This window comes from Leptolyngbya sp. GB1-A1 (genome assembly GCF_039962475.1).
Lineage (GTDB): Bacteria > Cyanobacteriota > Cyanobacteriia > Elainellales > Elainellaceae > Leptolyngbya_A.
Map to the genome: position 1 here is coordinate 17,560 of NZ_JAMPLI010000029.1, position 12,102 is coordinate 29,661.

General features: G+C 50.0%; 11 protein-coding genes and 1 pseudogene. 5 read left to right on the forward strand and 7 right to left on the reverse strand.

The window, feature by feature from the left end:
• Window positions 1-20: 20 nt before the first annotated feature.
• Window positions 21-1,730 (reverse strand): urease subunit alpha, encoded by a 1,710-nt coding sequence (gene ureC / locus NDI45_RS21490; protein ID WP_348248634.1) that lies wholly within the window; start codon window positions 1,728-1,730, stop codon window positions 21-23.
• A 379-nt stretch (window positions 1,731-2,109) separates the two neighbouring features.
• On the opposite strand from ureC, the gene NDI45_RS21495 reads away from it, so the two are divergent.
• The gene (locus NDI45_RS21495) at window positions 2,110-2,868 is read left to right on the forward strand and encodes a glutathione S-transferase family protein (RefSeq protein WP_348248635.1); all 759 of its coding nucleotides are present in this window, start codon (window positions 2,110-2,112) and stop codon (window positions 2,866-2,868) included.
• A 17-nt stretch (window positions 2,869-2,885) separates the two neighbouring features.
• Here the strand turns inward: NDI45_RS21495 and NDI45_RS21500 are convergent, their stop codons facing one another.
• The 5 genes and pseudogenes from NDI45_RS21500 to sixA all read right to left on the reverse strand — a co-directional run bounded on the left by NDI45_RS21500 (window position 2,886) and on the right by sixA (window position 6,829).
• The gene (locus NDI45_RS21500; RefSeq protein ID WP_190791545.1) at window positions 2,886-3,509 is read right to left on the reverse strand and encodes a glutathione S-transferase family protein; all 624 of its coding nucleotides are present in this window, start codon (window positions 3,507-3,509) and stop codon (window positions 2,886-2,888) included.
• 130 nt (window positions 3,510-3,639) lie between these two features.
• Window positions 3,640-4,314 (reverse strand): Coq4 family protein, encoded by a 675-nt coding sequence (locus NDI45_RS21505; RefSeq protein ID WP_190791544.1) that lies wholly within the window; start codon window positions 4,312-4,314, stop codon window positions 3,640-3,642.
• 236 nt (window positions 4,315-4,550) lie between these two features.
• Window positions 4,551-4,853 (reverse strand): annotated as a pseudogene (locus NDI45_RS21510) (urease subunit beta); the annotation flags it as partial.
• Window positions 4,854-4,925: 72 nt separating this feature from the next.
• Complete coding sequence (locus NDI45_RS21515) at window positions 4,926-6,281, reverse strand: Na+/H+ antiporter NhaC family protein (protein ID WP_348248637.1); 1,356 nt, start codon at window positions 6,279-6,281, stop codon at window positions 4,926-4,928.
• 17 nt (window positions 6,282-6,298) lie between these two features.
• Window positions 6,299-6,829: a phosphohistidine phosphatase SixA gene (gene sixA / locus NDI45_RS21520; RefSeq protein WP_348248638.1), complete on the reverse strand. Its 531-nt coding sequence runs from the start codon at window positions 6,827-6,829 to the stop codon at window positions 6,299-6,301.
• Window positions 6,830-7,012: 183 nt separating this feature from the next.
• On the opposite strand from sixA, the gene NDI45_RS21525 reads away from it, so the two are divergent.
• The gene (locus tag NDI45_RS21525) at window positions 7,013-7,852 is read left to right on the forward strand and encodes a class I SAM-dependent methyltransferase (protein ID WP_190791548.1); all 840 of its coding nucleotides are present in this window, start codon (window positions 7,013-7,015) and stop codon (window positions 7,850-7,852) included.
• Here NDI45_RS21525 and NDI45_RS21530 read toward each other — a convergent pair.
• The gene (locus tag NDI45_RS21530; RefSeq protein WP_348248639.1) at window positions 7,791-9,539 is read right to left on the reverse strand and encodes an NFACT RNA binding domain-containing protein; all 1,749 of its coding nucleotides are present in this window, start codon (window positions 9,537-9,539) and stop codon (window positions 7,791-7,793) included. The two genes, NDI45_RS21525 and NDI45_RS21530, sit on opposite strands and share 62 nt — an antisense overlap.
• A 253-nt stretch (window positions 9,540-9,792) precedes the next feature.
• On the opposite strand from NDI45_RS21530, the gene NDI45_RS21535 reads away from it, so the two are divergent.
• The 3 genes from NDI45_RS21535 (at window position 9,793) to NDI45_RS21545 (ending at window position 11,894) form a co-directional block, all read left to right on the forward strand.
• Window positions 9,793-10,056, forward strand: coding sequence for a DUF370 domain-containing protein (locus NDI45_RS21535; protein WP_190791756.1), 264 nt, complete (start codon window positions 9,793-9,795; stop codon window positions 10,054-10,056).
• 93 nt (window positions 10,057-10,149) lie between these two features.
• Window positions 10,150-10,713, forward strand: coding sequence for a guanylate kinase (gene gmk / locus NDI45_RS21540; protein ID WP_348248640.1), 564 nt, complete (start codon window positions 10,150-10,152; stop codon window positions 10,711-10,713).
• 530 nt (window positions 10,714-11,243) lie between these two features.
• Entirely contained in the window at window positions 11,244-11,894 is a 651-nt protein-coding gene (locus tag NDI45_RS21545) for a LuxR C-terminal-related transcriptional regulator (protein ID WP_348248641.1), read from the forward strand.
• Window positions 11,895-12,102 lie beyond the last annotated feature (208 nt).

Below are 12,102 nucleotides of genomic sequence, written 5' to 3' on the forward strand. Positions count from 1 at the left end.
ATAATTCATTTTGATTGTGCTTAGAACAGAAAATATCGCTGCGCCATTGGTAGCACGGTCGCAGGCTCACAAGTCAGCAGTTCTCCGTCGGCGCGAACTTCGTAGGTTTCAGGATCAACTTCCATTTGGGGCATCGCGTCGTTGAGCTTCATATCGCGTTTAGTAAGCTGCCGAATCTCGGACACTGCCACGACCGGACGCTGAAGCTTGAGCCGATCGCCAATCTCCCGTTTCAGAGCTGCCTGAGACACAAACGTGAGCGAAGTCGCGTGTCTGGCTCCACCGAAGCTGGCGAACATGGGGCGCATGTGGACGGGCTGTGGGGTGGGAATGCTAGCGTTGGCATCGCCCATTTGTGCCCAGGCAATCATGCCGCCTTTCAGCACCAGTTCTGGCTTGACGCCGAAGAGTCCCGGTCGCCAGAGGCAGAGGTCGGCAATTTTGCCCACTTCGATCGAACCGACATAGTTGGCAATGCCGTGAGTGATCGCCGGGTTGATCGTGTACTTTGCCACGTATCGCTTGGCGCGGGTATTGTCGTTGCGATCGCTATCTCCGGTTAAACTGCCGCGCTGGTCTTTCATTTTGTGCGCTGTCTGCCAAGTGCGAATGATCACTTCCCCGATCCGTCCCATCGCCTGCGAGTCGGAAGAGAGCATACTAAACGCGCCCAAATCGTGCAAAATATCCTCGGCGGCGATCGTCTCCCGGCGAATTCGAGATTCGGCAAACGCCACATCTTCGGGAATGCTGCGATCGAGGTGGTGGCAGACCATCAGCATATCCAGGTGTTCTTCGAGCGTGTTGAGCGTGTAGGGACGGGTAGGATTCGTGGAAGAGGGCAACACGTTCGCTTCGCCGCAAACTTTGATGATGTCTGGTGCATGTCCGCCGCCTGCGCCCTCGGTGTGATAGGTGTGAATGCAGCGTCCTTTGAATGCCGCGATCGTATCTTCGACAAATCCGGCTTCATTGAGCGTGTCGGTGTGGATGGCAACCTGCACATCGTAGTCTTCTGCAACCGAGAGACAGGTATCGATCGTGGCGGGAGTTGTGCCCCAGTCTTCGTGCAGCTTTAAGCCGATCGCCCCGGCTTCCACCTGTTCTTCGAGTGCGTCGGGTTGGGAAGCGTTCCCTTTGCCCAGAAACCCCAGATTCATGGGAAACGCATCAGCAGCCTGAAGCATCCGGTAAATATTCCAGGGTCCGGGAGTGCAGGTCGTAGCATTTGTGCCTGCGGCGGGCCCGGTTCCGCCTCCGATCATCGTGGTAATCCCAGATGCAATGGCAACTTCAATCTGCTGCGGACAGATAAAGTGAATGTGCGTATCTATGCCGCCTGCGGTCAGGATCATGCCTTCTCCGGCAATCGCTTCTGTTCCGGGACCAATAATGATATCTACATTGTCCTGAATGTAGGGGTTGCCCGCTTTGCCGATCGCCGCAATTTTGCCGTCTTTGATGCCAATATCCGCTTTGACAATGCCCCACCAGTCGAGAATCAGCGCATTGGTAATCACCGCATCGACCGCCCCATTCTCATTACTGATCGGCGACTGTCCCATGCCATCCCGAATCACTTTGCCGCCGCCAAATTTCACTTCATCGCCATAGGTTGTAAAATCCTGCTCGACTTCAATAATCAGATTCGTATCCGCCAGCCGCACCCGATCGCCCACGGTGGGACCAAAGGTTTCAGCATAGGCACGACGATTCATTCTGTAGCTCATAAGCCTCTCTCGCAGGAATTAGACAAAGAAGTGGTGGTTCAATCGGATTTCCAGAGCCTTTACTTGATTGTGAAGCGTACCACGCTGGTTCGTTGAATGGCAGCGAAGCCGCTAAAAAATTAAGGTTTGAAGCGATCGAATTATAGTTTGTTAGATTCCTGAATAAAACTTAAGAGAAGCTTAATGATATGAGTTTGGCGATCGAAATAATCAGTTTTGCAAAGCTTCATAAGACAGGTTGGCGCAGTCAGTCGGTTAGGACTGTGCGGAGAAGTTGTTTGTTAGACAGAAGTCTGTCAGACACAAAATAGCCACAAAAGCTGAATTAGCTATCATCGTGGTGTAGCGTTATGATGTGATGCAGATTTTCGGGGGATTGATGGAATTTACGTCTCGGTTAATCACATTTCGCATCAGTCATTACTGCGAGAAGGTTCGATGGGCATTGGATCGCATCAGTTTTCCCTACGTCGAAGAGTGCCATTTGCCACTGCTGCATCGGCTGAAAACAACTCCGCTTGGTGGGAGCAGTGTTCCTGTTCTCGTGACGAAAGCTGAGATATTGAAAGATTCAGCAGACATCTTAAAACACCTAGAAACAGTAGCACCCCCTCATCTAAAACTGTATCCAGATTTACCCGTGCTGCGACAGGAAGTTCAAGCGTTAGAAGCGGAATTTAATCTCAAACTGGGTGTTTTAACAAGACAGTGGGGGTACTTCTATGCGCTGCAAAATCAAAGTGTGATGAAAGAACTTTGGTGCGAAGGAGTACCGACCTGGGAGAAATTACTGTTTCCTATCATGTTTCCCTTGACGTGCCGTTTAATTCATTCCAGCTATAACGTTCATCGTGACAGTGCATCTGCTGCCTATCGTCAAATTCAACGGATATTTGAAAGGGTGAGCGATCGTCTTTCAGATGGGCGGAGATATCTAGTGGGAGATTGCTTTTCGGCAGCAGATTTGGCATTTGCTAGTTTATCGGCTCCAAGCGTGGTTCCCCCTCAGTATGGTGGATGCTTTCCTGAACTAAACCAACTTCCCGATGAAATGGTGGAACAAATTCAAATCCTGCGGGAAACAATTGCAGGCAAATATGCTTTGCGCCTTTATGAAGAGGAGCGGTGTCCGGTTTAGGAGAAACTGATTACCCCTTAGGCGGAACTGCTTTGCATTGCCTCATCCGTGATCTCAATATAATTCGGCTGGCTTTTAACCCGATCGATCCACTGCAAAATTCCCGGAAAGCTGCTCAGGTCAAAATTACCTTCGTGAGCAACGTGAGTGTAGGCAAAGAGGGCAATGTCAGCGATCGTATAGCGATCGTTCACCAGAAATGGATGGTCCTTAAGTCGCTGTTCCATGACGCCTAGAGCCGCGTAGCCGGGAGCCTGTTTTTCGGCGAGGGCTTGCTTTTTCGTTTCTGCCATGTCGTGCTGCAGCCAGAAGCGAGACGTAGCGATAAACGGTTCATGGCTATACTGCTCAAAAAAGAGCCACTGCATAACTCTGGCATGTTCGAGGGGGGAAAGCGGCAAGAAATCAGTGCCCTGACTGAGATAAATCAAAATCGCGTTCGACTCCGACAGAAACTCTCCAGGCGTAATTTCTAGCACCGGAATGCGTCCGTTGGGATTTTTTGCCAGAAATTCGGGCGTGCGGGTTTCACTTTTGAGGACATCCAGCAGAATCAGCTCAAACGAAATGCCAAGCTGAGTGAGCAGCAATCGCACTTTGTAGCCGTTGCCAGAAGGTAGAAAATCATAAAGCTTGTACATTCACGTTTTTCCCTGGCGATATTTTGTATCAGCGTTTCAAAGTCCCTCCCGCTGCTTTAGAGCGGTAAGCGACCTATGGGGGATCCAGGGGGCAGTTCAGAGGTCGCAACCCTGGCTTCCCCGACACTCACTAAGGCACATAAACCGCCATCGGCTCCACATTCAATTCCGATCGCCACTGCGCCAACGGCTTTTCCCACTGTTCTTCCCATCTTTGAGCCAGCATTGGCTTTGCTTTTGCGCCCATTCGATAACCGATCGCCATTTGCTCTAAAAACCTGCCCATCTGCTCAGGAGTATTAAAAAGGGTTTGCAGCAGTCCTCCGGCAACAAAAATTGCGGCGATCGGGCGACGGATTTGAGCCAGTTCAAAGGCTTTAAGTGAAAGTTCGCCGATCGGATCAGTTGAAAATCCACCGAGAATGTGCCAGATGTCGTGAGTTTGGCGAACACGCATGAAAAAGTAGTTAATGTCACTATTCACGGTTTCTTTGCGATAAAACTCTGCGTCAAAGCCTGAATCGGTCAGGTATTTGGCGTAAGCGTAGCCCAAGGAATCAGGCGGCAGTTGCAGCAGGGCTTGCAGATCGGGCGAAGGAGCAAGATAACGCTCTGCAAATAACTCCGCGACACCCGGCTGAGACTTGACGAAATCCACGGCAAGCTGAGTCGCTTTGATATTTTTTAAGCCATCCTCAACGTCATAGACCGAATCCGTGTTGCCCGGATCGCGCAGCAAACTGGCTACCCCTTTAAGTGTTGAGAGCCAGTCCACTTGCAGCTTATTCAAGTCCTTCAGCTTCATATCGCCTAATCCTTCTACTTTTTCTTTTTCGGCGTTGCTGAATCGGGATATGAAGGGTGCAAATTCAGCTTCTGTATCGCCCCCTAAATCCCCCAATGCTGAGGGACTTTGAATCCTGGTTCCCCCCAACTTTAGGTGGCTAGGGGGGCGTATCATACTCAAATTCAGCAACGCCTCTTTTTCTTATCTTTTTTATGCTTTGCTTCTTTGTGCTTAGATTCCGGCTTTTCCCCATCTAATGCACCGTTCACTAATCCATTAAACCCATAAACCTGACGACTGCCCACAAACGGAACCAGCGTAACTTCTCGCTCGTCTCCCGGTTCAAACCGCACTGCCGTTCCCGCTGGAATATCGAGCCGCATTCCCTTTGCTTGCTCTCGATCGAAGGATAAAGCCTGATTGACCTCATAAAAATGAAAGTGAGAGCCAACTTGAATCGGCCGATCGCCCGTATTCGCAACCGTGAGCCTAACCGTGGGACGATCGGCATTCAGTTCAATTTCGCCTGCTTCGGTGAGAATTTCGCCGGGAATCATGATAAATCATCTGTAACAATGACTGAATCCTAGCCCAACTCACTCGTGCTGCTGGGTTCCATTTATAGTTTGTTAGGATTTTTTAGGAAATTCAGTCGTCTCGCTGGGTCGATCGCGAAACCGCAGCAGCAGCCAGCAGCAAAGCGGAATTAGATAAAGATAAATCGCAAACGGAATAAAGCCGCTATCGCTCATCAAAACCGTGGCAGGAACCAGTCCGGCGATATTCCAGGGAATCAGGGGCGCAATGACAACCGCTGTATTTTCCAGATCGATCGCCAGCCGATCGGCAGAAATCTGCTTATCTTCATAGTGGGTTTCATACTGCGGCTTGACCAGTTCTGCGGTTAATAAAATCGCGATCGCCTGAGTGCAGCCAAACGCAGAAGCCGCAATGCTAACTAGCGTTGTCCCTGCAAACAAGCCACTTTGTGACCGCAACGATTGCAAAAATCTTTGTACAAGCTGTAATGCGTTTGTTCCAGTCAGCACACCCGCGATCGCCGTCGAAATCACTACGATCGCAGAAACTCGCATCATCGAAACAATGCCACCCCCCGCCAGAATCGAGCGAATAGGACTCTCTTGCTCCAGATAAAACCCGGTAAACGCAAATTGCAAAATTTGTAGAATCGTATCGTGTTGCAACGTAATGGATAAAACAACACCTGCGGCAATACTCCACAACATGGCTTGTTTAACTTCAACCTTCAGCAATGCCAGTACGAGAATGACGATCGCAGGCAAAAGTGTCAGCAGGTTCAGATCAAATAAATTGGCTAATTCGATCGAGAGCGAACTGCTCGTATTTTGAACAGGATAAAAGAACGAAATGACACCATAAATCAAACAGCTTAGCCCCAGCGGCAGCCATGCCGTCGTCAACATATTTCTAATGTTCTGGTACAAATCCGTTTGAGTGACGATCGCAACCAGATTTGCGCTGGAAGACATCGGAGAACATCGATCGCCCCAATATGCCCCGGCAATGATCGCGCCTGCCACCAGATGCGGATCAACGCTGCTCCCTCGCGCCATGATCATCAGGGCTGTGCCGATCGTGCTGGCAGCTCCAAAAGACGTGCCAATTAGAAACGAAACAAAGCTGGTCAGCAAAAAAGCACAGAGCACAAACAGATTGGGATTAATGAGCTGAATGCCGTAATAAACGATCGCTGGAACGGTTCCGGCAGCCATCCAAACGGCAGTGACGGCTCCAATAATCAGCAAAATGCCAATTACAGAAAAAGATTTTTGGCTTCCGGCGATCGACATTTTCATCAGACTGCGAAGCGAAAACCCGCGTCGATGCAGAACGGCGATCAGCAAACCCAGCGTCGCCAGCAGCGGATAGGCAACAAAAACACCGTGCGTCACGCTGATCACCAGCAACGTAAAAGATCCAGCCAGCGCAAGCAAGATATCCATTAAACCAAATCAGGATTTCAATCCGAAATTAAAAATTTGGGCGGGGTCAGCCAGAACAGCTCACTGCGACCGATCGGAGAACCCTCTACAGGCAAATTAATCCCAATTACGCCTGCTTTTTTCAGGACAATTTGCTGCCGTGCCTCACCCCAAATTAGCTGCTGCGCCCACTCGCTCAATCCCGGTTCATGCCCGACGATCGCCAAACATTTTCCCTGCTTTTCTTGCTGCCCCTTTTCCTGCTGCCACTGTTGTAGCCAGTTCACCCACTGCTGAAAATCACCCTGGGGCGCAAGTTCTGTCGATTCTTCGAGCGATTTTCCTAAACCGATCGATTGCAGAATTTCTGCGGTTTGCTTTGCCCGCACCAAAGGACTCGTCAGAATCAAATCAAACTGCAAGCCCAGTTCTTTCAGTCGTTTCGCCACTTTGCGTGTTTTGCGAATCCCTTCTTCGGTTAACGGACGCTCATTGTCGTTGGCATAGCTGCCGTGTTCTCCTGCCAGCCCATGCCGAACGATATAGAGTTCAATTGCCTGCTGAGTCATGGTGCAGACCTACCTGATTTCAAGATGCCATCTGCTCACGGTAACACCATCGGTCGATTGCTGGTTAAAACCATAGACTGAAAGCACAATATTCTAAGAGGATGTTTGAGGAATCACGATGCTACAAAGCATTTGCAACTTCTTCAACAGCCTTTAGAAACAGCAGTTCACGGAATACGATCGATGCGATACCTGCGGCGTGGCGTTGGGCTTCTTCTCGTGAGTTTGGCATTTTGCCTGACTTTTTCTCTATTTTGGGTTTGGGGCGGTGTTCTCCTAGGGATCAATCCAGCCTGGGCGGATAATCCCTTTGAGCAGTCTCCGATCGCTCAGGAAGAAATTTATCAGGAAAAACTGATTCACGACCCAGACGGTATCGGAAAGTTTTACTTCAAGCGGGAAATTGCTCAAGTAATGGGGCATCAGGGAGCTGGATGGTTGGAGCGTCCCGGACGCTTGATCGAAGAACAGCCCAACGCAGTAGTGGCAGCGTTAAACCTGAAACCCGATGATGTGGTGGCAGACGTGGGGGCAGGAACGGGCTATTTTAGCTTTCGCCTGAGTGAAAAAGTACCGCAGGGCAAGGTGTATGCGGTTGATATTCAGCCGGAAATGCTGGACATGCTGGAATTCCTCAGGCAGGAAAACGACGCAGAAAACGTGGAGCCGGTGCTGGGCGAGGAAACTGACCCCCATTTGCCCCCAGAATCGATCGATCTGGCACTGATGGTCGATGCCTATCACGAATTTGCCTACCCCTATGAAATGATGCAGGGCATTGTCCGATCGCTCAAACCCGGGGGACGAGTCGCACTAGTGGAATATCGCGGCGAAAGTCCGTTTATTTCAATCAAGCGACTGCACAAAATGAGTCAGCGACAGGCGCGGAAAGAAATGCAGGCGGTGGGCCTGACCTGGCAGGAAACGCAGGACTTTTTGCCGCAGCAGCACCTGATGATTTTTAAGAAGCCGTCTCCGCCTGCTCTACGATCGATCGCCCCTTCTGCGGCTGACCCCAGATAATTCGCTCCTGTTTATAAATTGCAATTCCCGGCTTTGCTCCTTTGGGTTTGAAGACCTGCCTCGGCTCGGTGTAAACCACGGGAGCCTGATCGCTCTGGCGGGCACGGCTGTAGTAGGCAGCTAAATCGGCGGTAAACTGCAAATCGACTTCATCGGGAACGGCTCCGGGATCAAGGCGCAGCAGCACATGGCTACCAGGAATTTCCTGGGTGTGAAACCAGAGATCGTAGTCGTTAGCAGTGCGGAAAGTGAGCAGGTCGTTCTGACGATTGTTGCGTCCGATCAGCACTTCAAACTGATTCGGGGTGCGGTAGCGCAGAAAGTTGGTGGTTTGAGCCGAGCTGCTGCGATACTTTTGCTCCGGATCTTCCAGATAGCCCTGCTGAATGAGCTCTTCGCGGATTTCCTCCAGCGAGTCAAGGTCATCAGCAGTGCGGTAGGAGTCACTCTGGGCGATCGCCACTTCCACCTGTTCCAGATAGTCGATTTCGGTTTGCACTTCTGCCAGCAAAGGTTCGATCGCATCTCTCGATCGTTTCAGTTTTTGGTGACGTTTATAGAGTGCCTGAGCGTTTTGAACCGCATTCTTTTCGGGGTCGAGGGCGATCGTCACAGGTTTTCCGGTGAGGAAGTCGGCAAGCTGAATTTGCTTCATGCCGGGCTGCCACTCGTGTAGATGCGCCATTAATAAATCGGCTTTTTCCCGATAGTCGTCTGCCTGGTCGGACTGCTGCAATCGATCGCGAAATCCCTGCGCTTTTTGAGACAGTTTCTTGAGCAAATTGCTGATGCGCTGGCTGACCTGATGCCGAAGCTGAACGAACTCCTGCTGGTTAAGCTGATCGGTGTAGTAGCGATCGATCATCTGCTGCATACTTTCGGCAGGACGTACCGCTCCCCATCCCAGCACCGTATAGCCCTGCGTCAACCACCCCGGCTGAAACTGCTCGGTTTGCAATATTTTTAACCATGCCTGCCAGCGATCGAATAGCCGCGCCCACTGCTCGGAACTGAGGGTATCGGTGGTTTGATCCGGCGACAGGTCGGCTGTCTGAAGCATCGATAAAACCAGGGCAGAACTGAGTCCACGATAGGTTTTAATCAATGCACGCCGTAAAGGATCGGGAATCAGGCTGAGCCGTTCCTGCCAGCGATTGAATTCTTCCTCTTGCGTGGGAACTGCTCCGTTGGGTGGTGGCGGTGCTTCGTAGGGCTGTCCCGTTTGAATCGGACGGACGCTGGACTGTTGGGAACTTACCTGATGCGCTGCCGTCACGATTATCTTGTCCTGGTTGGTCAAAATCACATTGCTGTAGTTTCCCTGAATCTCGACGAACAAATGCCACAAAGCAGGCTCCCCCGGACGACGGGCAAACTGCAAATCGGCTACTCGTTCCCACGGGGAAAGCGGCTCGATCGCCACCAGTGCCAGATTGCCCAACTGATGCCGCAACTGCTGGCTAAAGGTAAACGTATCAGGAATGCGGGGCGGCGGTTCACCCATGCCCATTCGGGCTGCCTGAGGATGCCAGGACAGGGTAAGCCAGCCGCGCTGATTCAGGGTTCGCAGGGCAAGGGCAATGGTATGACGATCGCGCTGATAGACCTGCTCCAGTCTCGCCGGAAGCCAGGTTTTGCTCAACTCAGCACAGATCGCCTTAAAGGTGGTGTAGTCAACAGGTTGCACAGCAGTTTAGGATATAAGCTTGGCTAAAGTGGTTAGGTCTTTCATTAAAGTGCAGGTTAACGCTATTATGTTGCGATCGATTCTGAGGTACTTTTTAACTCGAACTGAATCATCTGACTTAAGATAGAAGTACCCTGCGCGAGAGCAAGATTCAAGCAGAAATTTAGTGTTTTTCCCGTAGTAGGTGAATTTTTAGCATCCAGCTCCGTGAATTTGCATCATATTGGTCAAGTTCAAGCTTTCTACTTTCATTATGGATATTCGGCTCATTAATATTGGCTTCGGCAACATTGTCTCTGCAAACCGGGTCATTGCGATCGTCAGTCCTGAATCTGCGCCCATTAAGCGAATCATTGGCGATGCGAAAGACGGTGGCAAACTGGTGGATGCGACCTATGGACGGCGAACTCGCGCTGTGATCATTATGGATGATGGTCATGTCGTGCTTTCGGCAATCCAGCCAGAAACCGTTGCCAATCGATTTGTGATTCATAAAGAGGGAGTCCTCGAAGCGTAAATCAGGCTAAGGTAGGGGCAACCCTCCCTGATGAAACCCTCGCGATTTAGTAAGATAGTTTACTAATCATCATCCTCTAGCTGCGTGAGTGACATGGGAACTGGCAGACTGATTGTACTAACTGGACCAAGCGGTGTCGGCAAAGGGACACTTCTGAGAGCCTTGCTCAAACGGCATTCTGACCTTTATCTGTCTGTTTCTGCTACAACTCGCCAACCTCGCCCTGGCGAAATCGACGGACAACACTATCAGTTCGTCAGCCGCATCGAATTTGAGCGAATGGTGGCTCAGGGTGAACTGCTGGAGTGGGCAGAATTTGCAGGGAACTATTACGGCACGCCTCGCCGCCCCGTTGAAGAAAAAATTCGGCAGGGCAAATGGGTTGTCCTGGAAATTGAGCTAGAGGGCGCACGGCAAATTCGCAAAACCTTTCCCGAAGCCCTGCGAATCTTTATTCTGCCGCCTTCCCTAATTGAGCTGGAGTATCGGCTGCGGCATCGCGCTCAGGATTCTGAAGAGGCGATCGTCCGGCGATTGGACCGGGCACGATCGGAAATCAACGCAGCAGATGAATTTGATATTCAGGTGATTAACGACGACCTGGAAAAAGCCCTGGAACGGATTGAATCAGCTCTCTTTGCTCCGGCAGGCGTTTAATTGATTCAATGCTTGATTTTAGCTCTGAGTTCTAATGCGAGATTCTGATGCGATCGTTTAGATTGGAATGACTAAGTTTTGTCTGATTTGAGAAAGATCCGGATCAAACACTTCATTGGGCGAAGAGATAATTACGGAAGATAATGATGGAAAAGCGCAGCAGTTGCAGTCTCACCTGTTCAGCCCCCCAATCCTAATCGCTCGCCTGATGAGAATCATTCACAAAAATTAAGCTGTATTTGCAGGAAGCGGATTTCTCCAGAAATTGCCCGTCTAAATACTTGTTTAGATTCGACCAGTTTATCAATTGGTCGCTTTTTTATGCTTGACGATGGACGACCGGCTTAGCATGGCTGGCCGAAATGGGGGTCGCAGTTGTTGTAGTGGCATACCATAGCTTATGAATTGAGAAGCAGACGTTTTTGATTAAATCAAGCCTCAATCAGTTGGATTCATAAAAACTTACTCAAAAACGAATCTTCATTCGAGGCTTATGTTGTTCATTCATAGCCCCCAAAATGAACCCCAATATGCATACTAAAAGTCGTCACTCGTTTGGATTGTTTCTCAGCTCATCAGAAAACCCAGTAAATCACGTTGATACTTTGCCCCAGACGGCTAAACCGCTATCGCTTTTGCAGAGCATCTTAGAGTGTTTAGGAGATGGCATTCTCATTGCGACTGACCAGGGTGAAGTCCTTCACGCGAATCGATATGCTCAGCAGCTTTGCTGCCAAATCGGTTCCTATGTTGGATCAACGCCCACTTTACATCCCGCGATATGGCGCATTTGCCAAGCACTTATCAAAGAACGAAACTTTATTTCCGATTGCTCTGAAGAAGAAACTGCTTCGCAGCGTACTGTAATTCTAGACGAAGAACTGCATGTGAATGAATCGCTTATTCGTGTGCGAGTTCGCTGGCTGGATTTACAAGAAGTGACTCGCCCCTGTTTACTGATTACGCTGGAGGATCAGTATGAGTCGGCACGCTATCGGGCGATCGCAGAAGCATTAAAATACGGACTCACAAACCGCGAAACGGAAGTCTGGCTGCTAAAGCGAATTGGCTGCACTTATAAGCAAATTGCTGCCCAACTGCACATTGCAGAAGACACAGTGAAGAAACATATCAAAAACATTTATGCTCGACGGGAAGCGATCGAGTGTCTGAGTAGCTAAAAGAATGATTGCAACAATTCATCTTTAGCTTTCTAATTCATTACTAACCGACCTGAAATAAAAACCAGCCTCGCATAATTACATGCGCAGTTAGAGACACAATCACGGGCACAAGTTAGACGCACAGTTACGCGCACAGTTACACATACAAAGTTACACGCACAATTACAGCATTCCACTCCTGGGAGGTTTTTCCTCCCTTTTTTGC

Excerpts from the sequence above, each read along its gene's own strand:
- NDI45_RS21500 (WP_190791545.1), bottom strand. The coding sequence starts at position 3,509 with ATGTACAAGCTTTATGATTTTCTACCTTCTGGCAACGGCTACAAAGTG.
- NDI45_RS21505 (WP_190791544.1), bottom strand. The coding sequence starts at position 4,314 with ATGAAGCTGAAGGACTTGAATAAGCTGCAAGTGGACTGGCTCTCAACA.
- gmk (WP_348248640.1), top strand. The coding sequence starts at position 10,150 with ATGGGAACTGGCAGACTGATTGTACTAACTGGACCAAGCGGTGTCGGC.
- ureC (WP_348248634.1), bottom strand. The coding sequence starts at position 1,730 with ATGAGCTACAGAATGAATCGTCGTGCCTATGCTGAAACCTTTGGTCCC.
- NDI45_RS21515 (WP_348248637.1), bottom strand. The coding sequence starts at position 6,281 with ATGGATATCTTGCTTGCGCTGGCTGGATCTTTTACGTTGCTGGTGATC.
- NDI45_RS21535 (WP_190791756.1), top strand. The coding sequence starts at position 9,793 with ATGGATATTCGGCTCATTAATATTGGCTTCGGCAACATTGTCTCTGCA.
- NDI45_RS21545 (WP_348248641.1), top strand. The coding sequence starts at position 11,244 with ATGCATACTAAAAGTCGTCACTCGTTTGGATTGTTTCTCAGCTCATCA.
- NDI45_RS21525 (WP_190791548.1), top strand. The coding sequence starts at position 7,013 with ATGCGATACCTGCGGCGTGGCGTTGGGCTTCTTCTCGTGAGTTTGGCA.
- sixA (WP_348248638.1), bottom strand. The coding sequence starts at position 6,829 with ATGACTCAGCAGGCAATTGAACTCTATATCGTTCGGCATGGGCTGGCA.
- NDI45_RS21495 (WP_348248635.1), top strand. The coding sequence starts at position 2,110 with ATGGAATTTACGTCTCGGTTAATCACATTTCGCATCAGTCATTACTGC.